The 22,675-nt window shown below is 71.2% G+C and carries 26 protein-coding genes; 14 read left to right on the forward strand and 12 right to left on the reverse strand.

The annotated features are described in order from the left end of the window. Nucleotides 1-2: 2 nt before the first annotated feature. Nucleotides 3-434: a Rieske (2Fe-2S) protein gene (locus OG985_RS38025; RefSeq protein ID WP_371672912.1), complete on the reverse strand. Its 432-nt coding sequence runs from the start codon at nucleotides 432-434 to the stop codon at nucleotides 3-5. 134 nt (nucleotides 435-568) lie between these two features. Between OG985_RS38025 and OG985_RS38030 the strand changes: the two genes are divergently transcribed. From OG985_RS38030 to OG985_RS38060, 7 genes are all read left to right on the forward strand, one after another. Continuing rightward, nucleotides 569-1,324: a HipA family kinase gene (locus OG985_RS38030; RefSeq protein ID WP_371672913.1), complete on the forward strand. Its 756-nt coding sequence runs from the start codon at nucleotides 569-571 to the stop codon at nucleotides 1,322-1,324. Beyond that, nucleotides 1,321-1,704, forward strand: a complete 384-nt coding sequence (locus OG985_RS38035; protein WP_371672914.1) for a DUF3037 domain-containing protein — start codon at nucleotides 1,321-1,323, stop codon at nucleotides 1,702-1,704. The genes OG985_RS38030 and OG985_RS38035 overlap by 4 nt, the downstream gene beginning before the upstream one ends. 126 nt (nucleotides 1,705-1,830) lie before the next feature. Beyond that, entirely contained in the window at nucleotides 1,831-2,592 is a 762-nt protein-coding gene (gene fabG / locus OG985_RS38040) for a 3-oxoacyl-ACP reductase FabG (RefSeq protein ID WP_371672915.1), read from the forward strand. 18 nt (nucleotides 2,593-2,610) lie between these two features. Beyond that, a complete protein-coding gene (locus OG985_RS38045) occupies nucleotides 2,611-3,372 on the forward strand; it encodes an SDR family oxidoreductase (RefSeq protein WP_371672916.1) in 762 nt (253 codons plus the stop codon). 191 nt (nucleotides 3,373-3,563) lie between these two features. After that, nucleotides 3,564-5,144 carry an ABC transporter substrate-binding protein gene (locus OG985_RS38050; protein WP_371672917.1) on the forward strand — a complete coding sequence of 527 codons (1,581 nt, stop codon included), beginning with the start codon at nucleotides 3,564-3,566 and terminating at the stop codon, nucleotides 5,142-5,144. Between the two features lie 107 nt (nucleotides 5,145-5,251). Then, nucleotides 5,252-5,935 (forward strand): uracil-DNA glycosylase, encoded by a 684-nt coding sequence (gene ung / locus OG985_RS38055; RefSeq protein WP_371672918.1) that lies wholly within the window; start codon nucleotides 5,252-5,254, stop codon nucleotides 5,933-5,935. Nucleotides 5,936-6,044: 109 nt separating this feature from the next. Next, nucleotides 6,045-6,563 carry a hypothetical protein gene (locus OG985_RS38060; RefSeq protein WP_371672919.1) on the forward strand — a complete coding sequence of 173 codons (519 nt, stop codon included), beginning with the start codon at nucleotides 6,045-6,047 and terminating at the stop codon, nucleotides 6,561-6,563. Between the two features lie 27 nt (nucleotides 6,564-6,590). Here OG985_RS38060 and OG985_RS38065 read toward each other — a convergent pair whose 3' ends face one another. Beyond that, complete coding sequence (locus OG985_RS38065; RefSeq protein ID WP_371672920.1) at nucleotides 6,591-7,070, reverse strand: hypothetical protein; 480 nt, start codon at nucleotides 7,068-7,070, stop codon at nucleotides 6,591-6,593. A gap of 179 nt (nucleotides 7,071-7,249) precedes the next feature. Continuing rightward, on the reverse strand, nucleotides 7,250-7,762 hold the full coding sequence (locus OG985_RS38070) for a DinB family protein (RefSeq protein ID WP_371672921.1): 513 nt from the start codon (nucleotides 7,760-7,762) through the stop codon (nucleotides 7,250-7,252). 118 nt (nucleotides 7,763-7,880) lie between these two features. Here OG985_RS38070 and OG985_RS38075 point away from each other — a divergent pair, with 118 nt between their 5' ends. Then, nucleotides 7,881-8,786: a Gfo/Idh/MocA family protein gene (locus OG985_RS38075; RefSeq protein WP_371672922.1), complete on the forward strand. Its 906-nt coding sequence runs from the start codon at nucleotides 7,881-7,883 to the stop codon at nucleotides 8,784-8,786. Here OG985_RS38075 and lnt read toward each other — a convergent pair. Together lnt and OG985_RS38085 are read right to left on the reverse strand one after the other, a co-directional pair. Continuing rightward, on the reverse strand, nucleotides 8,710-10,338 hold the full coding sequence (lnt, locus tag OG985_RS38080) for an apolipoprotein N-acyltransferase (RefSeq protein WP_371672923.1): 1,629 nt from the start codon (nucleotides 10,336-10,338) through the stop codon (nucleotides 8,710-8,712). The genes OG985_RS38075 and lnt overlap by 77 nt on opposite strands. Nucleotides 10,339-10,409: 71 nt before the next feature. Then, nucleotides 10,410-10,895 carry a nuclear transport factor 2 family protein gene (locus OG985_RS38085; protein ID WP_371672924.1) on the reverse strand — a complete coding sequence of 162 codons (486 nt, stop codon included), beginning with the start codon at nucleotides 10,893-10,895 and terminating at the stop codon, nucleotides 10,410-10,412. Between the two features lie 213 nt (nucleotides 10,896-11,108). Here OG985_RS38085 and OG985_RS38090 point away from each other — a divergent pair, with 213 nt between their 5' ends. Beyond that, the gene (locus OG985_RS38090; RefSeq protein WP_371672925.1) at nucleotides 11,109-11,852 is read left to right on the forward strand and encodes an SDR family NAD(P)-dependent oxidoreductase; all 744 of its coding nucleotides are present in this window, start codon (nucleotides 11,109-11,111) and stop codon (nucleotides 11,850-11,852) included. A gap of 3 nt (nucleotides 11,853-11,855) precedes the next feature. On the opposite strand, the gene OG985_RS38095 is transcribed toward OG985_RS38090, so the two are convergent. The 4 genes from OG985_RS38095 to OG985_RS38110 all read right to left on the reverse strand — a co-directional run bounded on the left by OG985_RS38095 (nucleotide 11,856) and on the right by OG985_RS38110 (nucleotide 14,305). Beyond that, nucleotides 11,856-12,425 (reverse strand): chloramphenicol phosphotransferase CPT family protein, encoded by a 570-nt coding sequence (locus OG985_RS38095; protein WP_371672926.1) that lies wholly within the window; start codon nucleotides 12,423-12,425, stop codon nucleotides 11,856-11,858. Between the two features lie 50 nt (nucleotides 12,426-12,475). Beyond that, entirely contained in the window at nucleotides 12,476-12,655 is a 180-nt protein-coding gene (locus OG985_RS38100) for a hypothetical protein (RefSeq protein ID WP_371672927.1), read from the reverse strand. Nucleotides 12,656-12,756: 101 nt separating this feature from the next. Continuing rightward, nucleotides 12,757-13,632 (reverse strand): undecaprenyl-diphosphate phosphatase, encoded by an 876-nt coding sequence (locus OG985_RS38105; protein WP_371672928.1) that lies wholly within the window; start codon nucleotides 13,630-13,632, stop codon nucleotides 12,757-12,759. A 202-nt stretch (nucleotides 13,633-13,834) separates the two neighbouring features. Further along, nucleotides 13,835-14,305, reverse strand: coding sequence for a winged helix-turn-helix transcriptional regulator (locus OG985_RS38110; RefSeq protein ID WP_371672929.1), 471 nt, complete (start codon nucleotides 14,303-14,305; stop codon nucleotides 13,835-13,837). A 162-nt stretch (nucleotides 14,306-14,467) separates the two neighbouring features. Here OG985_RS38110 and OG985_RS38115 point away from each other — a divergent pair, with 162 nt between their 5' ends. After that, a complete protein-coding gene (locus OG985_RS38115) occupies nucleotides 14,468-15,637 on the forward strand; it encodes an acetyl-CoA C-acyltransferase (RefSeq protein ID WP_371672930.1) in 1,170 nt (389 codons plus the stop codon). A gap of 46 nt (nucleotides 15,638-15,683) precedes the next feature. Here OG985_RS38115 and OG985_RS38120 read toward each other — a convergent pair whose 3' ends face one another. Continuing rightward, nucleotides 15,684-16,466 carry a TVP38/TMEM64 family protein gene (locus tag OG985_RS38120; RefSeq protein ID WP_371672931.1) on the reverse strand — a complete coding sequence of 261 codons (783 nt, stop codon included), beginning with the start codon at nucleotides 16,464-16,466 and terminating at the stop codon, nucleotides 15,684-15,686. Nucleotides 16,467-16,515: 49 nt separating this feature from the next. On the opposite strand from OG985_RS38120, the gene OG985_RS38125 reads away from it, so the two are divergent. The 3 genes from OG985_RS38125 (at nucleotide 16,516) to OG985_RS38135 (ending at nucleotide 19,751) form a co-directional block, all read left to right on the forward strand. Next, a complete protein-coding gene (locus OG985_RS38125; protein ID WP_371672932.1) occupies nucleotides 16,516-17,238 on the forward strand; it encodes a DNA alkylation repair protein in 723 nt (240 codons plus the stop codon). A gap of 295 nt (nucleotides 17,239-17,533) precedes the next feature. Beyond that, a complete protein-coding gene (gene tuf, locus OG985_RS38130; protein ID WP_371672933.1) occupies nucleotides 17,534-18,703 on the forward strand; it encodes an elongation factor Tu in 1,170 nt (389 codons plus the stop codon). Nucleotides 18,704-18,905: 202 nt separating this feature from the next. Continuing rightward, nucleotides 18,906-19,751, forward strand: coding sequence for a spermidine synthase (locus OG985_RS38135; RefSeq protein ID WP_371672934.1), 846 nt, complete (start codon nucleotides 18,906-18,908; stop codon nucleotides 19,749-19,751). A gap of 41 nt (nucleotides 19,752-19,792) precedes the next feature. Here the strand turns inward: OG985_RS38135 and OG985_RS38140 are convergent, their stop codons facing one another. Beyond that, on the reverse strand, nucleotides 19,793-20,806 hold the full coding sequence (locus OG985_RS38140) for a hypothetical protein (protein WP_371674610.1): 1,014 nt from the start codon (nucleotides 20,804-20,806) through the stop codon (nucleotides 19,793-19,795). Between the two features lie 167 nt (nucleotides 20,807-20,973). Here OG985_RS38140 and OG985_RS38145 point away from each other — a divergent pair, with 167 nt between their 5' ends. After that, nucleotides 20,974-21,411, forward strand: coding sequence for a DUF4442 domain-containing protein (locus OG985_RS38145; RefSeq protein WP_371674611.1), 438 nt, complete (start codon nucleotides 20,974-20,976; stop codon nucleotides 21,409-21,411). 74 nt (nucleotides 21,412-21,485) lie between these two features. Here the strand turns inward: OG985_RS38145 and galU are convergent, their stop codons facing one another. Next, nucleotides 21,486-22,439, reverse strand: a complete 954-nt coding sequence (galU, locus tag OG985_RS38150) for a UTP--glucose-1-phosphate uridylyltransferase GalU (RefSeq protein WP_371672935.1) — start codon at nucleotides 22,437-22,439, stop codon at nucleotides 21,486-21,488. Between the last annotated feature and the right edge of the window lie 236 nt (nucleotides 22,440-22,675).

The raw sequence follows: 22,675 nt of genomic DNA on the forward strand, positions 1-22,675 counted from the left end.
GCTCACGCCAGCTTGATGTCCTCCCCTGCCACGGTGATCGCGACGGCCGGCAGCGGCTTGGTCGCGGGGACCTTCTTGACGCTGCCGTCCTCGATGGAGAACTCGCTGTGGTGGCACGGACAGACGATGACGCCGTTGGCCACCTTCGTCACCGGGCAGCCCGCGTGCGTGCACTTGTACGAGAAGGCCTTGAACTTGCCCGCCGTCGGCTGGGTGACCACCACCCCGGCGTCGTTGAATATCTTGCCGCCGCCCTCGGGGATGTCCGAGGTCTTGGCGATGGCCTCGCCCGACGCGCCCGAGGCGGAAGCGCTGTCCTTCTTGTCCTCCGACCCGCACGCCGTCAGCGCGACGGCGACCCCGGCCGCTCCTACCGCCGCCACGACGGTGCGACGGCTGGGACCGGCGGTGGGTTGAACCGATTCGCTGGTCATGCTGACGTTCCCTTCCTCGGATGTTCGGTGATCTGTCAAGCAGTACGGCCCGCCGGTACCCGCTGTTCAGACGGCCGCCCAGATGGTGCGCGGCCGACGTCCGGAGGCCGCGAACACCCCAGTAGCCTGGGGCGATGCTCAAGGAAGCCATCGCGACCCGCTACATCACGCCCCTGCGTGAGGGCGGCTCCCTGCCGGGGCTCGTCGAGGCCGACGACCTCGGGACGTACGTCATGAAGTTCACCGGCGCCGGTCAGGGCCGCAAGACGCTGGTCGCCGAGGTCGTCTGCGGGGAACTGGCCCGGCGGCTGGGATTCCGGGTCCCCCGGATCGTGACACTCGACCTCGATCCCGTCCTGGGCCTCGGGGAACCCGACCAGGAGGTGCAGGAGCTGCTCAAGGCCAGCGGCGGCACCAACCTCGGCATGGACTTCCTGTCCGGCGCGCTCGGCTTCGACCCCCTCGCCTTCGCGGTGAGCAGCGAGGAGGCGGGCCGGATCGTCTGGTTCGACGCGCTGGTCAACAACGTCGACCGCTCCTGGCGCAACCCGAACCTGCTGGTGTGGCGGGGCGAGGTGTGGCTCATCGACCATGGCGCGACCATGATCTGGCACCACAGCTGGCGCGGTGCGGAGGCCTCGGCGGCCCGTCCCTACGGCATCGCCGACCACGCGCTCAGGCCCTTCCAGCCGGACATCGCGGCCGCCGCGGCCGCACTGGCGCCGCTGGTCACCGAGGAACTCCTCGCCGAGGTCACCGCCGCGGTCCCGGACGTCTGGCTCGCGGACGAGCCCGGCTTCGACACGCCGGACGACCTGCGGCGGGCGTACGCCCGGCCGTTGCTCGCGCGCGCCGCCCGCATCCACGAGCGCATCGAGGGGGACAAGTGAGCGACCGGGACGTCTTCGAGTACGCGGTGCTGCGGGTCGTGCCCCGGGTGGAGCGCGGCGAGTGCATCAACGCCGGGGTGCTCGTGTACTGCCGGGCGAAGACCTACGTGGGGGTGCGCACGCACCTCGACGAGGCCAGGCTGCTGGCCCTCGACCCGGCCGCGGACGTGGCCGGAGTACGGGCCGCGCTGCGCGCCGTCGAGGGCGTGTGCGGCGGCGGGACGGGGGCGGGACAGGCGGCGTCCGACGACGCCGGACGGCGCTTCCGCTGGCTGATCGCGCCCCGCTCCACGGTCGTCCAGCCGGGGCCCGTGCACACCGGTCTGACCGCCGATCCGGCGGCCGAGGCGGAGCGGTTGCTCGAACTGCTGGTGAGGTAATGGATCACACCCGCCTCGTGTGACGTTGACACCGGGTGCCAGGGCTTCTAGCGTCACGTCTGCTGAAGGTACTAAGCGGTCGCTCACCAGATGGGCGTACTTTCTCAAGGGCGAGGAGAACCAGCAATGTCCACCACTGAGCAGCGGGTCGCCGTGGTCACCGGCGGGGCGCGCGGCATCGGCGCCGCCACCGCCGTACGACTGGCCGCCGAGGGTCGCGCGGTCGCGGTGATCGACCTCGACGAGGCCGCCTGCAAGGACACCGTCGAGAAGATCACCGCGGCGGGCGGCAGGGCCCTCGCGGTCGGCGCGGACGTCTCCGACGAGGCCCAGGTCGAGGCCGCGATCGCGCGCGTCGCCGCCGAACTCGGCGCACCGACCATCCTGGTCAACAACGCGGGCGTGCTGCGCGACAACCTGCTGTTCAAGATGAGCGCCGGTGACTGGGACACGGTCATGAACGTGCACCTGCGCGGCGCCTTCCTGATGGCGAAGGCCGTCCAGAAGCACATGGTCGACGCCGGCTTCGGCCGCATCGTCAACCTCTCCTCGTCGTCCGCCCTCGGCAACCGGGGCCAGGCCAACTACTCCGCCGCCAAGGCCGGTCTGCAGGGCTTCACCAAGACCCTCGCCAAGGAACTCGGCAAGTTCGGCATCACCGCCAACTCCGTCGCCCCCGGCTTCATCGCCACCGACATGACCGCGGCCACCGCCGCGCGCGTGGGCATGGGCTTCGAGGACTTCAAGGCCGCGGCCGCCACCCAGATCCCCGTGGCCCGGGTCGGCGACCCGGACGACATCGCCAACGCGATCGCCTTCTTCACGGGCGAGGCGGCCGGCTTCGTTTCCGGCCAGGTGCTGTACGTCGCCGGCGGACCGCTCGACTAGGACCGGAGGAAAACGGACATGACCGCACTGCCTGAACTCTCCGGAAAGGTCGCCCTCGTCACGGGTGCCAGCCGCGGGATCGGTTACGGCGTCGCCGAGGCGTTCATCGCCCGCGGCGACCGGGTCTGCATCACGGGCCGCAACGAGGACGCCCTCAAGGAGGCCGTCGAGGCGCTCGGCGCCGACCGGGTCATCGGCGTGGCCGGCAAGGCCCACGACGAGGCCCACCAGGCCGTCGCCGTCGAGCGCGCCATGGAGGCCTTCGGCCGCGTCGACTTCCTGGTCAACAATGCCGGTACGAACCCGGTGTTCGGACCGATCGCCGACCTCGACCTGGGCGTGGCGCGCAAGGTCTTCGAGACCAACGTGATCTCCGCGCTCGGCTTCGCGCAGCGAACCTGGCACGCCTGGCAGAAGGACAACGGCGGAGCGATCGTCAACATCGCCTCCGTCGCGGGCGTCTCCGCCTCGCCGTTCATCGGCGCGTACGGCGTCAGCAAGGCCGCGATGATCAACCTGACCCTCCAGCTGGCGCACGAGTTCGCGCCCGGCGTACGGGTCAACTCGATCGCCCCGGCCGTCGTGAAGACCAAGTTCGCCACGGCCCTGTACGAGGGCCGCGAGGCGGAGGCCGCCGCCGCCTACCCGCTGGCCCGGCTCGGCGTCCCCTCCGACATCGGCGGCGCCGCCGCGTTCCTGACGTCGGAGCAGTCCGACTGGATCACCGGCCAGACGCTCGTCGTCGACGGCGGCATCTTCCTGAACGCCGGCGTGGGCTGATCTTCCCCGCCTCGGCACGGGCGCCCGTCGACAGAAACGGCGCCCGTGCCGACGTACAGGAAACGCACAGACCGATGACAACGTCGTCATCGCCGCGGCGATCAAGAAGGCCCTTTCCGGGTAGGTTGACGGGCCGGAACGCTGCGGTATGGTCTGCCGACCCTTGGTACGGCAGATCGAGGAGCGTGCGCGTGTTCAACCGGAATCGATGCCTGCGGCGGGTGGCGGCCATCGCGTCCATATCGTCCCTGGTGGCTGGGTGCGGCGTTTTGTCGTCGGACTCCTCCGGGGACCAGGGGCCGATCATGGTGGGCACCACCAGTGCCCCCAGCACGCTGGATCCGGCCGCGTCCTGGGACGGCTCCTGGGAGCTGTTCCGCAATGTCTTCCAGACGCTGCTCGCCTATCCCACGGGTGCGACGACGCCCCAGCCGGACGCCGCCAAGTGCCGCTTCACCGGCAGCTCGAACACGACGTACAGCTGTGAACTGCGCGAGGGCCTGAAGTTCGCCGACGGGGACACTCTCGACGCACAGGCCGTGAAGCACTCGATCGACCGGATCCGGAAGATCAACGTGTCCGGCGGACCCGCCGGGCTGCTGGGCAGCCTGGACCGCGTACAGGTGCTCGGGAACCGCGAGGTCGTCTTCCACCTCAACAAGTCCGACGCCACCTTCCCGTTCGTGCTCGCCACCCCCGCCATGTCCATCGTCGACCCCGACGACTATCCGGCCGGGTCCCTCCGCAAGGACAGCAAGGTGTCCGGCTCCGGGCCGTACCGGCTGGAGTCCTACGAGGAGGGCAAGGAGGCCGTACTCGTCCGCAACGACGAGTACAAGGGCTTCGCCGAGCGCAAGAACGACGCGGTGACCATCCGTTACTTCCAGAGCTCGGCCACCATGGTCAAGGCGCTGCGGGACAAGCAGATCGACGTGACGTACCGCGGTCTCGCCGCCGACGACATCGTCGCCCTCCAGGCCAAGAACTCCGACCGGGAGCTCCAGCTGATCGAGGGCTCCGGCACCGACATCAACTACCTGGTGTTCAACCCGAAGGACCCGTGGGCGAGCAAGACCGCCGTCCGCCGGGCCATCGCCCAGCTCGTCGACCGGGGGGCGATCGCGCACAAGATCTACAAGGGCACCGTTGACCCGCTGTACTCCATGGTCCCCAAGGGGCTCACCGGTCACACCACCGGCTTCTTCGACGACTACGGCGACCCCAGCACCTCCAAGGCGCGCCGGCTCCTGTCGGAGGCGGGCATCACCCAGCGCGTGCCGCTCACCCTCTGGTACACGACGGACCGCTACGGCTCGGAGACCGCCAAGGAGTTCAAGGAGCTCAAGACCCAGCTCGAGAGCTCCGGCCTCTTCACCATCACCCTCAAGAGCCGCCCCTGGAAGACGTACGTCGAGGGCTACCAGAAGGGCGAGTACCCGGTCTTCGGGCGCGGCTGGTTCCCCGACTTCCCGGACGCCGAGAACTTCATCGCCCCGTTCGTGGGCACCCAGAACGCCCTCGGTACGCCGTACGCGGCACCGAAGATCACCGACGTGCTGTTGCCCCGCTCGCGCGGGGAGAGCGACCGCGGCAACGTGGTGGAGGAGTTCGAGGAGGCGCAGCAGATCCTCGTCGACGACGCCCGGCTGCTGCCCCTGTGGCAGGGCCGGCAGTTCGTGGCGGCCAGCGTCGACGTCTCCGGGGCCGAGCGGGCGCTCGACCCGTCGACGATCATGACGATGTGGGACCTGTCCCGGAAGACCAGCTGGTAGGCCCGGGTCGCCGCGACCGCGGTGCCGATTGTCAGTGGCCGCCTGTAGGTTCTGTGGCCTGGAAGCGATCGCACCGCGCAGTCGCCGCACACCGTAAGGAAGTTGACGTGACCGACATCGCCATGCTGCCCGGGTCCTGGCGCGGGATCCTGGGTGACGAACTGCAGCAGCCCTACTTCAAGGAGCTGACGGAGTTCGTCGAGGAGGAGCGGGCGAAGGGTCCCGTCCACCCGCCCCGCGAGGAGGTCTTCGCCGCGCTGGACGCCACGCCGTACGAGAGCGTGAAGGTCCTGGTCCTCGGCCAGGACCCGTACCACGGCGAGGGCCAGGGACACGGCCTGTGCTTCTCGGTGCGTCCCGGGGTGCGCACACCGCCCTCCCTGCGCAACATCTACAAGGAGATGAAGGAGGAGCTCGGCCTGCCCGTCCCGGACAACGGCTATCTGATGCCGTGGGCCCGGCAGGGCGTCCTGCTCCTCAACGCGGTGCTCACCGTCCGCGGCGGCGAGGCCAACTCGCACAAGGGCAGAGGCTGGGAGAAGTTCACCGACGCGGTGATCCGCGCGGTGGCCGACCGGCCCGACCCGGCGGTGTTCGTCCTGTGGGGCAACTACGCGCAGAAGAAGCTCCCCCTGATCGACGAGACGCGGCACATCGTGGTCAAGGGCGCGCATCCCTCGCCGCTGTCGGCGAAGAAGTTCTTCGGCTCCCGCCCGTTCACGCAGATCAACGAGGCGATCGCCCGGCAGGGCCACGAGCCGATCGACTGGCGCGTCCCGAACCTCGGCTGAGTGCCACCTGGCCGGTTCCCGCCGAACCGGACCGGTGCGGCCTGACGGGGATTGTCAGTCGCCGGCGTTAGCGTCGGGAGGGACAGCCGACGAGCGCGCGGAGGACAGGGTGGCGGAGCGACAGGAGCGGGCGGCCCCGGATGCCGTGATGACACGGATCGGGCAGGTCGTGATCCTGCATCACGCGGGCGACCGTGAGGAGGCCCGGCACCGCTTCCTCGGCCTGTGGGCGGAGATCGGCGAGGACGGCGACCCACTGCACCGGTGCACGCTGGCGCACTACCTGGCCGACACACAGGACGACCCGTTCGACGAACTCGCCTGGGATCTGAGGGCGCTGACCGCCGCCGAGGAGCTCACGGCCGACCGGCTCGCCGAGCACGGGGCCGCGCTCGCCGTCCGCGCTCTCTACCCCTCGCTGCACCTGAACCTGGCCGCCGACTACGTGAAGCTCGGCCGTGCCGAGGCCGCCCGCACCCATCTGCGCCGCGCCCGGGGCGCCGCCGACGCCCTGACCGACGACAGCTACGGCGACGGGGTGCGCGCGGCGATCAGCCGCCTGGAGTTGCGGCTCGGGGACGGCAGCGCCTCGGGCGGCGGCGGGTGGGGGCCCAGACAGCGGCCCTGACAGCGCCGCCCGAACGGCGCTTCCGTCTCAGCGCCCGTAGGCCTGCCCGCAGATGACTGCCTCGGGACTGTCCGCCTGCCAGCCGCCGTACTGCTTGCCGAGGGCGCAGACATCGGTGTGCTGCCGGACGTCTCCGCGGACGGACTCGGACACGTCGGGGATCTCGACCCGGGGCCGTCGCGGATGCCGGGGTGGTGGGAGTGGCGTGCGGGTGTGCGGGTGCTGGGCGGGAGGCGGCTGTTGCCGTGTGGCGGGTGGCGCCACCCGGCGAGGCACGGGGACGGCCGCCCGTGGACTGCGGGACGGGCCGATGAGCTCCAGGGCCTCCCGGGCCGGCGCCTGCACGATCTGCGGCTCGGCCCGGCCGTCCGGGCGGGGCGCCGCCGTCGGCTGGGCCGGAGCCGCCGGCGGGCCGGAGAAGGGTGGGCGCTGGACCGTCACACAGCCGGACAGGGCCGAAACGGCCACGGCGGCCAGGAGCGTTGCGGTGGTCGTCGTTCGATGCACCCGCGCAACTCTGCTCGGTCGGGCCCGCTCCGGGACAGCGGACCGACCGAGGTTGCCCCACACGGGTGATCTCCTGCCCCTTACGGAGGGCGCGGAGTGGGCGTGGGTGACGCTGGTCGGTTCGGCGGCCCGGGCCCGAGCGCGGTCCCGGGGTGTTCGGTTCCGGGACCGGGCCCGGTTCACTCCCCGGTGGCGCCGTCGACGCGCTCGCGGATCAGGTCGGCGTGGCCGTTGTGGCGCGCGTACTCCTCGATCATGTGGGTGTAGATCCAGCGCAGGCTGAAGGGTTCGTCCGTGGACCGGCTCCTGCCCTTGGAGAGGTCGTCGAGGGCGAAACCGGCCGCGATCCGCCGGGCGGTGTCGATCTCGGTCTGCCAGGTGGCGCGGGCCTCCTCCCACGTGTCCGCCTCGGTGAGGTGGAACTCGCCGTCCCGGTCCTCCTCGGTGTAGTAGATCGGCCCCGGGGCGTCGCCCGCCAGGACCTTGCGGAACCAGCCCCGCTCCACCTCGGCCATGTGCCGCACCAACCCCATCAGGGACAGTTCGGACGGTTCCACCGAAGCGGTCCTGAGCTGGGCGTCGGTCAGCCCCTCGCACTTCCACGCGAGGGTCTGCCGGTGGTAGTCCAGCCAGCCCTCCAGCATGGTGCGTTCGTCGGCGTTCTGGGCGGGTTCACTGCGCTGCGTCGTCATGCCTGCATGGTGACCCAACCCGGCGGGGCACACCCTGTGCTTTTCTCCCGTGCCCGGCCCGCGCGGCCCCCCCGTATGCTTCCGGGTGGCTCAGCAGGCAACCGGTAGAGGAGACCCAGTGAAGGTCGGCTGCATCGGACTCGGCGACATCGCGCGGAAGGCCTATCTGCCCGTCCTCGCCGTGCAGCCCGGAGTCGAACTGCATCTGCAGACCCGGACCCCCGCCACGCTGGACCGCGTCGCCGACGAGCTCCACCTGCCCGGCCCGCAGCGTCACCCCGACCTGGACGCGCTCCTCGCGCAGGGCCTCGACGCCGCGTTCGTGCACGCCCCCACCACCGCCCACCCGGACATCGTCACCCGGCTGCTCGACGCCGGCGTACCGACCTACGTCGACAAGCCGCTCGCGTACGAACTGGCCGACTCCGAACGGCTGGTGGCACTCGCCGAGCGGCGGAACGTGAGCCTCGCCGTCGGCTTCAACCGGCGCTACGCCCCCGCCTACGCGCAGTGCGCCGAGCACCCGCGCGAGCTGATCCTCCTGCAGAAGAACCGCATCGGCCTGCCGGAGGAGCCGCGGCCGATGATCCTCGACGACTTCATCCACGTCGTCGACACACTGCGCTTCCTGGCGCCCGGCCCGGTCGACGACGTGACCGTGCGCGCCCGCGTCGTGGACGGCCTGCTGCACCACGTGGTGCTGCAGCTCTCCGCCGAAGGCTTCACCGCGCTCGGCGTGATGAACCGGCTCAGCGGCTCCGCGGAGGAGATCCTCGAGGTGTCCGGGCAGGACACCAAGCGTCAGGTGCTCAACCTCGCCGAGGTGATCGACCACAAGGGACAGCCGACTCTGCGGCGGCGCGGGGACTGGGTGCCGGTGGCCCGGCAGCGCGGCATCGAACAGGCGGTGCTGGCCTTCCTCGACGCCGTGCGCGCGGGCAAGGTGCTCAGCGCCCGGGACGCGCTGGCGACTCACGAACTGTGCGAGCGGGTGGTCCTAGCGGTTCAGGAGCGAGCCGCCTGAGCCGCAGGGTCCGTGCGCCCTCGGCGGCACACCACGCGGCGAGGATCAGCAGCGCCGCGTGCGCCGGCCAGTCACCGTAGCGGACGTACGGGGTGATGCCGTGCGCCAGCGGGACGGCGTACACCTGCTCGGTGCTCGCGTCGGTGCCGAGCCAGGAACCGAGGCGCTGCCCGCTCGGGCCGTAGACGGCGGACACTCCCGTCAGCGTCGCGTGCACCATCGGCCGGCCCGTCTCGGCGGCACGCAGCGCGGCCAGCGAGGCATGCTGCTCGGGGGCCCAGGTGTGCTGGAACGTCGAGGTCGAGGACTGGGCGACCAGTACGTCGGCACCGTCGTCGGCGAGATGGCGGCTCATGTCGGGGAACGCGGTCTCGAAGCACACCATCGGGCCGACGCGCAGCCCGTGCCCCACGTTCATGACCACCTGCTCCGTGCCACGCCTGCGGTCCTCGCCGGCCGCCTTGCCGACGGAGGTCGCCCAGCCGAGCAGGGAGCGGGCCGGAACGTACTCGCCGAAGGGGACCAGCCGCATCTTGTCGTAGCGGTCGCCGGTGAGGCCTCGCGGGCCGACGAGGACCGAACCCTTGTAGATGCCGGGCTTGTCGGACCGCCGTGCGTCCACGTTGACCAGGACGTCGGCCCCGGTCGCGCGCGAGAGCGCGGCGATCCGCCGGGCGAGATCCGGGCGCTCGACGAGGTCGAAGCCGACGCTGCTCTCGCCCCAGACGATCAGGTCGACGTCCTGACCGACCAGCCGGCGGGTGAGCTGCTCCTCACGGTCGAACCGGCGGTCGCCGCTCACGGTGCCGTCGACGACGCCCGGCTGCACCACGGCTATCCGGACCTCGCCGTCGACATCCGGACGCGGCGACCACACCCAGGCCGCGGAGGTGGCGGCGGCGGTGGCGACCAGACCGGCCACGGCGGGCATCCGGGACTCGCGGACCGACACGAGTACGGCGACCGCGACGTTGACCGCCACCACCAGGAAGCTCAGCAGCCACACCCCGCCGACCGACGCGAGCCGCAGTGCCGGTTCCAGTTGCCACTGGCTGGAGCCGAGCATCCCCCACGGACCGCCCAGGCCCTGCCAGGAACGGACCAGTTCGACCGTCAGCCAGCCCGAGGGCAGCACGAGGAGGGCGCCCACCACCTGGCCGCGGCCAGGTGTCGCGGCCAGGAACCGGCGCACGAGCATGCCCCACGGGGCCCACAGCGCGCCGAGCAGCGCGGCGATGACGAACGTGAAGACATGCAGGCTGGGCAGCAGCCAGTGGTGCATCGCCAGCATGAACCCGAAGCCGCCGCCCCAGCCGTCGTACGCCGCCCGTTTCCCGGTCGGCGCGGAGCGGGCCAGCGCGATCCACGGCACCAGGGCGATGTAGGCGAACCACCACAGGGACGGGGCGGGGAAGGCGAGCACGGGCAGGGCGCCCGCCAGGGCGGCGACGGCCGAACGCCGCCACGGCGAGGCGAGCCACCCGTCCACGACGGATACGGCGGTCGTCGAACGCCGCCGGGCGAAGGCAGGCCGGTGGCCGAAGGTCTCCATAGGGCGCTCCCCTACCCAGCGGACGGCTCCAGTGTGCCTGCCGGCGGCGATCTCGGACAGAGGACGCCGGTTCAGTTGACCACAGGCGCCGGCTGCCGCTCGGGCAGACGGCGCCACTTCTCCTGGACGACCACGGCGCGCAGCCGCCAGCCGTCGTCCGTCCGCAGCAGCCCGAACGCGTAGCGGCCGCCGCACACGAAGTCCGGTGCGGCCGCTCCGGCCTCGTCCCCGGCGAACCGCATCGGATTGACATAGTCGGCCCGGACCTCGGCCGTGTCGCCCGCGTCCTGGTCGAGGAGGCCGAACCGGATCCGCCGGTTGACGATCAGATGCTGCCGCATCGGGAACAGCCGCATGCTCTCCGCGAGCCATCCGACGACCGTCCCGGCGTCCCCCTCGACACCTCCCGCCGACCGGTAGTCCGCCCGCCCACCCGGCGCGAACAGCCCCCGGTACGCCTCCCAGTCGCCGTCGTCCACCGCCGCCGCGTAGTCGGTGATCAGTTCGTCGACGGCCAGTCGGTCCATCACGGTCGCGAGCTCCACACGCTGCGTCATCGGCTCAGTGTTGGGCATGTTCAGAGCTCCGCCAAGGGGCACGCGGCGACATTCGGTGGCCTCGGGGCGCATCCCGGCCGGATCGACCGGTCGAGGGGAGGGAATCCGCAGGTCGGTACTTGGTGCGTCACCGGGGCCTCCCGTGACCGCGTGGGGTCGGCTACGGTCATGGGCGATCGATGATCGATCATTCCACTGAGTTTTGGAGGACTCATGACACGTCGTCCCGTCACGGTCGTCACCGGGGGCAGTCGGGGGATCGGCGCCGCGACCTGTCGGCGGCTCGCCGTGGACGGCCACGACGTCGTGGTGGGATACGTCCGGGACGCCGGAGCGGCGGAGGCGGTGGCCGACGAGGTGCGGGAGGCCGGCGGCCGTTGCGTCACCGTGGCCGGGGACACGGCGGTCGAGGCGGACGTCGAGCGGCTCTTCGACACGGCGGAGCGGCGGCTCGGGCCGGTGACCGGCCTGGTGAACAACGCCGGGGTGACCGGGCCGCTCGGCCGGCTGGTCGACGCCGACTCAGCGGACCTGCGCCGGGTCCTGGACGTCAACCTCCTGGGCACCCTGCTGTGTTCACGCCGGGCGGCGCAGCTCATGACCGCGCGGGGCTCCGGCGTGATCGTGAACGTGTCGTCGGCCGCCGCCACCCTCGGCAGTCCCGGGGAGTACGTCCACTACGCCGCGACCAAGGCGGCCGTGGACGCCCTGACCCTGGGTCTGGCCAGGGAACTCGGCCCGGAGGGTGTGCGGGTCAACGCGGTCGCGCCCGGGGTCGTCGACACCGAGATGCACGCCGCGATGGGCGCCCCGGACCGGGCCGCGCGTGCCGCCCCGTCGATTCCGCTGCGGCGCCCGGGCAGGGCGGAGGAGATCGCCGCCGCGATCGCGTGGCTGCTGTCGCCGGACGCGTCGTACGCGACGGGCGCGGTGCTGCGGGTGTCGGGCGGACGGTGAGGCTCAGCGGGTGGCGCGCAGCCGCTCGAAGGCGGTCGGCGTGGGTCTCGCCGTCAGGAAGTCCCTGATACGGCCGGCGCAGTCCCGGGGAGTGGAGCGGCTGGTGTCGCACTCGACGTCGTAGACGCCGTGGCTGTGCACCTGTCGCAGCTGGCGCACGGCGAGGCCGGACGGCCGGTCGGCGCGCTCTCGCTCGCGGCGCTCCAGCTCCTCCAACGGGCAGTGCACGCCGACCAGTACGACGTCCTGCGGCACGAAGAGCGAGAGGCAGTCCGTGAGTCGCCACTCGGCGCTCAACACATGGTCCATGACGACGTTGTTGCCCGCGGCGGCCATGCCGGCGACCGCCCGGTGGAAGCCCTGCCAGGTGCGGTGCAGTACGGCGTCGAGCCGGTCCGGCGGGATCTCGGTGCGGGAGCGCATCGCGTGGAACGCGTCGACGGGCATGTGGAAGTACGGTTCGTCGAGCATCCGCAGCAGCTCGCCCGCGATGCTCGACTTGCCCGAACTGGACGTGCCGTTGAGGAAGACGACCAGGCCGCGACGCGGCGGAACGCTGTCCAGGTGCTGCACGGGGATCCTGCCGAAAGTGTCCGGTCGCTGTGGATACGCGGTGGCCGGTTTCAGGCCGCCTCGACGACCTCGCCCCGGATCGCCGCCGCCCACTCGACCACCAACCGCTCGTACGCCGCCCGCTCCTGGGCCGTCAGGGAACCGCCGGCGCGCAGCCAGAGCGCACGGATCTGCTCGTTGACCTGGGCGGCGGACCGTACGGAACCAGAGGTGTGGGAATCGGGGAACATGCGGACAAGCGTAGGCGCAAGCACTGACAGTCCGCTACCGGACGGCTACGCATCACCTATGGGCTTGGTCACGGGAAAATCTCGGGGCCGCCGCCCACGGCTCAGCCCGCCGACTCCGCGGCGTGCGGGCTCAGCGAACCCGTCGCGACCAGGGCGATGATCACGATGCCGAGCGCGATGCGGTACCAGACGAACGGCATGAAGCTCTTGGTCGTGATGAACTTCATGAACCACGCGATGACGGCGTAGCCGGAGACGAAGGCGATCACCGTCGCGAAGATCGTCGGCCCCCAGGACACATGGTCGCTGCCCACCGCGTCCTTGAGCTCGAAGAGGCCGGAGGCGAGCACCGCGGGGATGGCGAGGAGGAAGGAGTAGCGGGCCGCGGCCTCGCGCTTGTATCCCATCAGGAGACCGCCGCTGATGGTGGCCCCGGAGCGGGAGACGCCGGGGACGAGGGCCATGGCCTGACAGAGGCCGAAGATCAGGCCGTCCTTCACGCTCAGGTCCTGCAGGGCCTTGCGCTGCTTGGGGGCCCGGTGACGGCCGCCGGTCTCGTCGCGCGCCGCCATCCGGTCGGCGAAGCCGAGGACGACACCCATCACGATCAGCATGGTCGCGGTGATCCGCAGATCCCGGAACGGTCCCTCGATCTGATCCTTGAGCGTCACGCCCAGCACGCCGATCGGGATCGAGCCGACGATCACCAGCCAGCCCATCTGGGCGTCGTGGTCCTGGCGCATCGCCTTGTTCGTGAGCGAGCGGGCCCAGGCCGAGATGATCCGCGCGATGTCCTTGCGGAAGTAGATCAGTACGGCCGCCTCCGTGCCGATCTGGGTGATCGCCGTGAAGGCCGCGCCCGGGTCCTTCCAGCCGGAGAAGGCCGCGGTCAGCCGCAGGTGCGCGCTGGAGGAGACGGGGAGGAACTCGGTCAGCCCCTGGACGAGTCCGAGGATGAGGGATTCAAACCAAGACATGAAGTTACGGAGTCCAAGCGCTGATTGTGGGAGGGGCGAGGGGCGCACCGACCCGCCGGGTTCGGTGATCGTGGGTGTCGACGGGCAGCGTAGCGTCCCGAGGTGACATGCCCGGCACAGGGGTTTGGTGGACGGGTGGGCCATGTGCCGCCCGCGGAAGCCCTGTTCGGCCGACGGCGGGAAGCGGGAGGTGGGAGGCGGTTCAGGCCGCCGCCGGGCCCCTCACCGTCCAGCCTGGCGCCTGCGGGTGGGCCGTCAGGTCCTCGTGGTGCACCTCGTCACCGCAGGCCCGGCAGCTGACGACGGGCAGCAGCTCGTTGCCGCAGGAGTGCTCGATCACCATGGGGCGGTCGTCGTCCGGGCGGAGATGGCGGTCGCCCCAGGCCATGAGGGTCATCAGCACCGGCTCCAGCTCGAGCCCCGCCTGGGTGGGCCGGTACTCGAAGCGCTGCGGCCGCTCGCTGTAGGCGCGCTTTTTGAGGATGCCGGCGTCGACGAGGCGGCGCAGCCGCGTGGCCAGGACGTCGCGTGGGGCGCCGATGTTGCGCACCAGCTGGTCGAAGCGGCTGTTGCCGAGGCACACCTCCCGCAGGACGAGCAGGGAGTACTTCTCGCCGACCAGTGCCAGGGCGTCGGCGATGGAACAGGGGCGCGGGTCCTTGGAGGCGGCCATGAAGCTCAGTCTAGGTGAGGGTTCGGTTTTCCAACTCATCGGTTCGGCTTCAGCATGCTGGAAGGTTTGTTTTTCCAACCCACGGGGTTATGGTGAGTTCGGATTTCCTACTCACCGGTAATCGCCCCGGTCACCGCCCGGGCGGCCAAGGAGGCCCGCACCATGCGTGACGCAGTCATCGTCGAAGCCGTACGCACCCCCGTGGGCAAGGGCAAGCCCAACGGCGCCCTCGCGCACGTCCACCCCGTCGAACTCCTCGCCCACACCCTGCGCACCCTCGTCGAGCGTTCCGGAGTGGATCCGGCGCTGATCGACGACGTCATCGGCGGCACCGTCGACCAGGTCGGCGAGCAGGCCATGAACACCACCCGCTACGCCGTCCTGTCCGCGGGCTTCCCGGAGACCGTCCCCGCGACCACGGTGGACCGGCAGTGCGGCTCCTCCCAGCAGGCCGTGCACTTCGCGGCGCAGGGCGTCATCTCCGGCGCGTACGACCTCGTGGTCGCCTGCGGAGTCGAGTCGATGAGTCGCGTGCCGATGTGGTCGAACGTGCCGTCCGGCAAGGACCCCTTCGGTCCCGGGGTCGCCGAGCGCTACCGGGAGGGCCTCGTCCCGCAGGGCATCAGCGCCGAACTCATCGCCGCGAAGTGGTCGGTCACGCGCGAGCAGATGGACTCCTTCGCGGTCTCCTCGCACCAGAAGGCCGCCGCCGCCTGGGACGCGGGGCTCTTCGACGCCGAGGTGGCTCCGCTGGACGGCGTCACCCGCGACGAGTGCGTACGGCCGGCCAGCACCACCGAGATCCTCGCCGGTCTCAGGCCCGCCTATCACGACCCGGCCTTCGCCGAGCGCTTCCCGCAGATCGAGTGGAACGTGACCGCCGGCAATGCCAGTCCCGTCAACGACGGGGCGTCCGCCGTGCTCATCACCTCCAGCGAGACCGCGGCCCGGCTCGGACTGCGCCCGCTCGCCCGGCTGCACAGCTTCGCGGTCACCGGCTCCGACCCGCTCCTGATGCTCACCGGCGTCATCCCGGCCACCGAGAAGGTCCTGCGCCGGGCATCCCTGACGCTCGACGACATCGACCTGTTCGAGGTCAACGAGGCGTTCTCCAGCGTGGTCCTGGCCTGGCGTCAGGAGACCGGCGCCGACCTCGCGAAGGTCAACGTCCACGGCGGCGCCATCGCCATCGGGCACCCCCTCGGGGCGAGCGGCACCCGCCTGACGACCACCCTCGTGCACGCGATGCGCGAGCGCGGCGCCCGCTACGCCCTCCAGACGATGTGCGAGGCGGGCGGACTCGCCAACGCGATGATCCTGGAGTCGGTGTAGCCGAAGCGGCGGTGTCCTGCGGGACCGGTGCGGTCGGTGTGACCGTCTACCGGCCGCGCAGGTGGTGGCGCTTGCGCCAGGCCACCACCGCGCCGACCAGAGCGGGTGCGGCGATGCAGGCCATCGCGATCAGGAAGGCCGGCGATGTCGGTGTCGAGGCGCGGGCACCGGCGACGACATACGCGGCGGTGTTCGGGATCGAACCGAGGGCGGTCGCGAGCAGGAACGGGAGGTAGCCCATGCGCGAGACGGCCGCGCAGTAGTTCGCGGCCCAGAACGGCACCCCGGGAAACAGCCGTGCCGCCAGCATCGAGCGGAAGCCGTGCCGGCTGAGCTGGCCGTCCGCCGCCCGCAGCCACCGGCCGCGCAGCATGGGACGCAGTGCGTCCTGGCCGAGTATCCGGCCGAGCCCGAAGGCGACGCCGGCCCCGAGCACCGTGCCCGCCAGGGCCGCACCGACGCCCAGTTGGGTGCCGAAGAGCGCGCCCGCCGCCAGGTTCAGCAGCGGCCGCGGCACGAACGCCACGGTGCACAGACCGTAGGCCGCCCCGAAGACCACCGCCGCGGCGGCTCCGCCGAGCTGTGGCGGCCAACCGTCCGACAGGAGCCGCTGCGGGTGGAACAGCAGCACGGTCGAGGCGGCCGCCGCGAGCAGGACGACGAGCAGGGACAGCCGCGACCACGGCGAGAGCAGTGCTCTCCTGAAGCGGGCGGTGAGGCCCGTCGGCAGGACGGGCGAGACCGTGGGGACGGTGACGGGGAGCTCCGTGGCGGCGGCCCGGGGACGGGCCAAGGCGGTGCCCCCAGAGCGGGTGGTGGCATCGAGCATCCGGTGACACTAACCGACTTGTGTGTGTGATCGCCGTATGGTTCGTCTCATGAGCGTCACAGACGCGGGCACTTCGGACGTGCCCCACAGTCGGCTCGCCGACACCGTGCTGGCACGGCTGACGGCCACGTACGCGGCCGCGGCGGACCCCGAACGGGCCGTGGCGATGCGCGCGTACATGAAGGACGCGGCACCCTTCCTGGGCCTGGCCACGCCCGTACGCCGCGCCCTGTCCCGCACCGTCCTGTGGGGCACCGCACATCCCGACGAGGCCGCATGCACCGCGATCGCCCTGCGCTGCTGGCAGCTCCCCGCACGTGAGTACCACTACTTCGCCGTCGACTACCTGCGCCGCCACGCGCGCGTGTGCTCCTCCGGATTCCTGCCCGTGGCCCGGTACCTCGTCGGCACCGTCCCCTGGTGGGACACCGTCGACCCGCTCGCCGCGCACGTCGTCGGCGCACTGGTCGCGGCCGACCCCGAACTGACCTCGGACATGGACAGCTGGATCGCGGACGACGACCTCTGGGTCGTCCGCACCGCCCTGCTGCACCAACTGAGTTACCGACAACACACCGACACCGAGCGGCTCTTCGCCTACTGCCTGCTCCAGTCCGGCCACCCGGACTTCTTCATCCGCAAGGCGATCGGCTGGTGTCTGCGCGAGTACGCGAAGACCGACCCGCAGGCCGTACGCACCTTCCTGGCCCGGGAGCGCGGGCGGTTCGCCCCACTTTCGGTGCGAGAGGCACTGAAGAACATCGGCGCGTAGACACCGGAGCCGACACCCCCCGAAAACCATTCGACGTCGGGCAAAGCGTCGGCGATGATCGGCGTCATGTTCCGGTATGCCTTCGTCCTCGCAGCATCCGCAGTCGCGGATGCCCCGAAGGCTGCCGTTCCCGTTCTCGTGGCAGCCGTCGACGGCGCCCGAAGCTGACCCTCTCCGGATCGTCCGGCGGACCCCGCAGGGGGAGGGTCGGCAACTCCAGGGGGTCCCCGTCCCGGCCGCGCCCGACGCGCCGCGACCACCACACGGCACCACCGAGAGGCTTCGAGGTCCCGCCATGCCCAAGACGGCATACGTACGCACCAAACCGCATCTGAACATCGGCACCATGGGTCACGTCGACCACGGCAAGACCACCCTGACCGCCGCCATCACCAAGGTCCTCGCCGACCGCGGGGCGTCCACCTTCGTGCCGTTCGACCGCATCGACCGGGCGCCGGAGGAGGCCGCGCGCGGCATCACCATCAACATCGCGCACGTCGAGTACGAGACCGACACCCGGCACTACGCGCACGTGGACATGCCGGGCCACGCCGACTACGTCAAGAACATGGTCACCGGGGCCGCGCAGCTCGACGGGGCGATCCTCGTCGTCTCCGCGCTCGACGGGATCATGCCGCAGACCGCCGAACACGTGCTGCTCGCCCGGCAGGTCGGCGTCGACCACATCGTCGTCGCCCTCAACAAGGCGGACGCGGGCGACGAGGAGCTCTCCGACCTGGTGGAGCTGGAGGTGCGCGAGTTGCTCAGTTCGCACGGGTACGGCGGCGACGCCGTGCCCGTCGTACGGGTCTCGGGCCTGAAGGCCCTCGAAGGGGACCCGCGCTGGACGGCCTCGGTCGAGGCGCTGCTCGACGCGGTGGACACCTATGTGCCCATGCCCGAGCGGTATCTGGACGCGCCGTTCCTCATGCCGGTCGAGAACGTGCTCACCATCACCGGCCGGGGCACGGTCGTGACCGGCGCGGTCGAGCGCGGCAGGGTGCGGGTCGGTGACCGCATCGAGGTCCTCGGCGCCTCGCTGGAGACGGTGGTCACCGGCGTGGAGACCTTCGGCAAGCCCATGGAGGAGGCGCAGGCGGGGGACAACGTGGCGCTGCTGCTGCGGGGTGTGCCACGTGACGGCGTGCGCCGCGGACACGTGGTCGCGGCGCCCGGCAGCGTCGCGCCGAGCCGCCGCTTCGCCGCGCAGGTGTACGTCCTCTCCGCGCGCGAAGGGGGTCGTACGACGCCGGTGTCGACCGGCTACCGGCCGCAGTTCTACATCCGCACGGCGGACGTGGTCGGTGACATCGACCTCGGTGAGACGGTGGTGGCCCGGCCCGGCGACACGGTCACCATGACGGTCGAACTCGGCCGTGACGTGCCGCTGGAGCCGGGGCTCGGCTTCGCCATCCGGGAGGGCGGCCGCACGGTGGGCGCCGGCACGGTGACGTCGGTCGGTTGACGAGGTGGGTGTCCGTCCCCGCGCGGGCGGACACCCATCCGGTTGCCGGTTGCCGGTTGCCGGTTGCTGGTGGCCTTGGCGAACGGCGAACGGCGAACGGCGAACGGCGAACGGCGAACGGCGAACGGCGAACGGCGAACGGCGAACGGCGAACGGCGACCGGCGGACACGTCCGCGCCCGCGTCCCCGGCACAATGGACCGGTGAACGAGCCCATACCCGTGCTGCGCCCCGTCGACCACGGGACCGCCAAGCTGATGCCCGACATCGACCGGAAGCGGGCCTGGCTGCTGACCGTCGACGGGGCACCGCAGTCGTACGTCGACCTGGACGACCCGACGCATCTGGAGTTCGAGTACACGCGGCGGCTCGGGCACGTCCTGGACACCGTCGCGGAGCCGGGCCGTCCGCTGGACGTGCTGCATCTCGGCGGTGGGGCCCTCACACTGCCCCGGTATCTGGCCGCGACCCGGCCCGGCTCGCGGCAGGACGTCGTCGAGGCCGACCGGGGCCTGCTGGAGCTGGTCGCCGAGTACCTGCCCCTGCCGGGCGGCGCCGGCACCACGGTGCACGCGGCGGACGCCCGGGCCTGGCTGGAGGCCGCCCCCACGGCCTGCGCCGACGTCCTCGTCGCCGACGTCTTCGGCGGCTCACGGGTCCCCGCACACCTGACGTCACTCGCCTACGCCCGGGAGGCCGGGCGGGTCCTGCGCGACGGCGGGGTCTATCTCGCGAACCTCGCCGACGCCGCGCCCTTCGCCTTCCTGCGCTCCCAACTCGCCACTTTCGCGGCGGTGTTCGAGGAGCTCGTGCTGATCGCCGAACCGGGGGTCCTGCGCGGGCGCCGCTTCGGCAACGCGGTGCTCGTCGCCGCTCGGCACCCCGTCGACACCCACGCCCTGGCCCGGCTCACCGCAGCCGACGCGTTCCCGGCACGGGTCGAACACGGCGCCGCCCTGCGCGACTTCGTCGGCGGCGCGCGACCGGTCCGGGACGAGGACGCCGTACCGTCACCCGAGCCACCCGGGGGAGCGTTCGGCATCGGCTGAAGGGCCGCCGCCCCGTCCGCCCGGGGCGGCCCCACGACCTGTCAGCCGCCCGTGGGCTCCCCGTGCAGCCGCACCGTGCCGAGGATCTTCATGATGGTCTCCTTGGGAACCTCGTCCTTGACGCCCTTGGCGCCGTAGAAGTTCCAGGACACGAAGTCACCGGCCGAGTTCTTGAAGCCGAACGTGACCGCCTTGCCGTCGCTCGCGCACTTGCCCTTGCGGGGCGTGTTCGTCGACTCGGCCCAGCCGACACTGCCCTTGACGCCCGACGTGGTCGTGAAGGGCGTGGCCTTCTTGTCGAAGGTCACGGTCTTCTTGTCCGGCTGGGTGTAGCCGCCGTAGATCCACCAGGCGGGGGTGTTGATCGCGATCTCGTCGGCGCTCTTGGCGCCGTTGGCACCCTTGGTGCCCGCCGCGGCCAGCGCCGTGTCGTCGGTCCTGCCGTCCTTGTCGTCGTCGCTGGTGCACCACTTCGACTTGTCGAACGCCGGGGCCGACATGGTGATGAGCGGTTTGGCGTCGTCCGACTTGTCGTCCTCGAAGCCGATGGTGAGCCCCGGGTCCTGGACCTCCCAGTCCGCAGGCACGTCGAACGCCGTACCCCACTTGGGGTTGATGACGACCTTCCAGCCCTTGATCGTCGGCTGCTCGGCGTCGCCACCTCGCGGATTGCCCGCGGAGGCGGAGGCGGACGCGCTCGCGTCGGCGGACGAGGCGCTCGCGGACGGCTTGCCGTTCTTGCCGCCGTTCGCCTCCGTCTCCTTGTCCCCGTCCTTGCCCAGAACCAGGAATCCGGTCACACCGGCGGCCACGACCACAGCCGTCGCCGCGACGACGGCGATCACCTTCGTCCTGTTCCCGCCACCACCGCGCGGTGGCTCCGGCGCGCCCACCGGGCCGGTGGCACCCCACTGCGGCTGCTGCGCATAGGGGTTGGTCTGCTGGTAGTCGGGCTGCTGGTACGGATTCGGCTGCTGGTACCCCGGCTGCTGGTAGGGGTTGTTCTGCTGTTGCGGGTTCTGCTCGCCCCCGGGCGGCTGCTGTCCTGGCCACATGGGCAGCAACCCTAGTGCGGTCATGGACACGATTCGGTCACCGGGGCTTGTCAGGGACGTAGCAAAATCTGGACCGAGCCTGACCCCGTGGCGATACGGCTCTCGCCACGCCGCCCTGGCCAGCTGAGGCTACTCGTGGGTAACGTGACGCCATGAGCGCAGATCAGATGTCGATCGGCGAGTTGCTCGCCGCCACGGTGCCGATGGTTCGGACGCTGAACCTCGAGTACCTGGAAACCACGCCGGAAAAGGCCGTGCTGGCCCTTCCGGACCAGAGCGAGTACCGCAACCACGTGGGCGGGCCGCACGCCGGAGCGATGTTCACGCTGGGCGAGTCGGCCAGCGGGGCGATCGTGCTGGCCGCCTTCGGGGACCAGCTCTCGCGTGCGGTGCCGCTGCCGGTCACCGCCGAGATCGCGTTCAAGAAGATCGCTCTCGGACCGGTGAAGGCCACCGCGACCCTGGGCCGCCCGGCCGCCGAGGTCGTCGCCGAGCTCGACCAGGGCAAGCGTCCGGAGTTCCCGGTGACCGTCGCGATCCAGCGCGAAGACGGGGCCGTGACCGGAGAGATGACCGTGATCTGGACACTGCGTCCCAACGGCTGAACAACCGGACGGCTGAGCCGTGGTGACGTGGGCCCGGTCGGGTGGGTGAGCCGACCGGGGCCCACGGCGTCCGGTCAGGCCGCGAGGTGGCGGCGGTCGGCCGCGGGGCTGTCCAGTCCCGCCACGAAGTCCTTGAGCCAGGCCGTGAACTCGGGCCCCAGGTCCGGCCGGTCGCAGGCCAGCCGGACCACCGTGCGCAGGTAGTCGGCCTTGTCGCCGGTGTCGTAACGCAGCCCGTCGAAGACGACTCCGTGCACCGTGCCGCCCGCGGCGAGCTCCTGGAGGGCGTCGGTCAGCTGGATCTCGCCGCCCCGGCCGGGAGGAGTGCGCTCCAGGGTGTCGAAGACGGCGGGGTCGAGGACGTAGCGGCCGATGACGGCGTAGCCGCTCGGCGCGTCCTGGCGGGAGGGCTTCTCGACCAGGCCGGTGACGCGGACGACACCGTCCTCGCCGGTCGTCTCGACGGCGGCGCACCCGTAGAGGTGGATCTGCTCCGGGGGGACCTTCATCAGGGCGACCACGCTGCCGGAGTAACGGTCCCGGACGTCGAGCATCCGGCTGAGCAGGGTCTCGCGCGGGTCGATCAGGTCGTCGCCGAGCAGGACCGCGAAGGGCTGGTCGCCGACGTGCCGGCGGGCGCAGAGCACCGCGTGGCCCAGGCCGAGGGGCTCGCCCTGGCGGATGTGATGGATGTTGGCCAGGCGGGCGGGATCGCGCACGGCGTCCAGGCGGACCGCGTCGCCCTTGGCCGCGAGCGCCTGCTCCAGCTCGACGGCGTTGTCGAAGTGGTCCTCGATCGCCCGCTTGTGCCGGCCGGTGACCATCAGGACGTCGTCCAGTCCGGCCGCGGCCGCCTCTTCGACGACGTACTGGATGGCGGGTTTGTCGACCACCGGCAGCATCTCCTTCGGTGTCGCCTTGGTGGCGGGCAGGAAGCGGGTGCCGAGCCCGGCGGCCGGCACGACGGCCTTGCGGACCGTGCGGGGACGGGCGGGGGCGGAGTCGGAGGTCGTGTGGGGGGCGATCATGCGACTCATGGTGGTCCACGGGGATGGGAGCCGGCCGAGAGGAACATCGGAGGTTCCTGTGGGCCGGGCCGCGGGCCGTTGACCGGCGCCGAACGTTGGAGATTTCGTGTGCCGACCGTCGTCCGGTGCACACAACTCGGCGCCCCTGGACCCGCGATGTAGTAAACGGACAAGGATACCGGCGGTAACTTTTCTGAATTCACCTCGTTTTGAACATGAGTCACTCGAACTTCTTG

Origin of the sequence: Streptomyces sp. NBC_00289, assembly GCF_041435115.1 — a bacterium.
Taxonomy (GTDB): Bacteria; Actinomycetota; Actinomycetes; order Streptomycetales; family Streptomycetaceae; genus Streptomyces.

Bases quoted from the DNA above. Each gene is read 5' to 3' on its own strand.
- OG985_RS38025 (WP_371672912.1), bottom strand. From the start codon at position 434: ATGACCAGCGAATCGGTTCAACCCACCGCCGGTCCCAGCCGTCGCACC.
- OG985_RS38030 (WP_371672913.1), top strand. From the start codon at position 569: ATGCTCAAGGAAGCCATCGCGACCCGCTACATCACGCCCCTGCGTGAG.
- fabG (WP_371672915.1), top strand. From the start codon at position 1,831: ATGTCCACCACTGAGCAGCGGGTCGCCGTGGTCACCGGCGGGGCGCGC.
- OG985_RS38045 (WP_371672916.1), top strand. From the start codon at position 2,611: ATGACCGCACTGCCTGAACTCTCCGGAAAGGTCGCCCTCGTCACGGGT.
- OG985_RS38070 (WP_371672921.1), bottom strand. From the start codon at position 7,762: ATGACGACGCAGCGCAGTGAACCCGCCCAGAACGCCGACGAACGCACC.
- lnt (WP_371672923.1), bottom strand. From the start codon at position 10,338: ATGGAGACCTTCGGCCACCGGCCTGCCTTCGCCCGGCGGCGTTCGACG.
- OG985_RS38085 (WP_371672924.1), bottom strand. From the start codon at position 10,895: ATGACGCAGCGTGTGGAGCTCGCGACCGTGATGGACCGACTGGCCGTC.
- OG985_RS38090 (WP_371672925.1), top strand. From the start codon at position 11,109: ATGACACGTCGTCCCGTCACGGTCGTCACCGGGGGCAGTCGGGGGATC.
- OG985_RS38100 (WP_371672927.1), bottom strand. From the start codon at position 12,655: ATGTTCCCCGATTCCCACACCTCTGGTTCCGTACGGTCCGCCGCCCAG.
- OG985_RS38105 (WP_371672928.1), bottom strand. From the start codon at position 13,632: ATGTCTTGGTTTGAATCCCTCATCCTCGGACTCGTCCAGGGGCTGACC.
- OG985_RS38110 (WP_371672929.1), bottom strand. From the start codon at position 14,305: ATGGCCGCCTCCAAGGACCCGCGCCCCTGTTCCATCGCCGACGCCCTG.
- OG985_RS38115 (WP_371672930.1), top strand. From the start codon at position 14,468: ATGCGTGACGCAGTCATCGTCGAAGCCGTACGCACCCCCGTGGGCAAG.
- OG985_RS38120 (WP_371672931.1), bottom strand. From the start codon at position 16,466: ATGCTCGATGCCACCACCCGCTCTGGGGGCACCGCCTTGGCCCGTCCC.
- OG985_RS38125 (WP_371672932.1), top strand. From the start codon at position 16,516: ATGAGCGTCACAGACGCGGGCACTTCGGACGTGCCCCACAGTCGGCTC.
- tuf (WP_371672933.1), top strand. From the start codon at position 17,534: ATGCCCAAGACGGCATACGTACGCACCAAACCGCATCTGAACATCGGC.
- OG985_RS38140 (WP_371674610.1), bottom strand. From the start codon at position 20,806: ATGTGGCCAGGACAGCAGCCGCCCGGGGGCGAGCAGAACCCGCAACAG.
- OG985_RS38145 (WP_371674611.1), top strand. From the start codon at position 20,974: ATGTCGATCGGCGAGTTGCTCGCCGCCACGGTGCCGATGGTTCGGACG.
- galU (WP_371672935.1), bottom strand. From the start codon at position 22,439: ATGATCGCCCCCCACACGACCTCCGACTCCGCCCCCGCCCGTCCCCGC.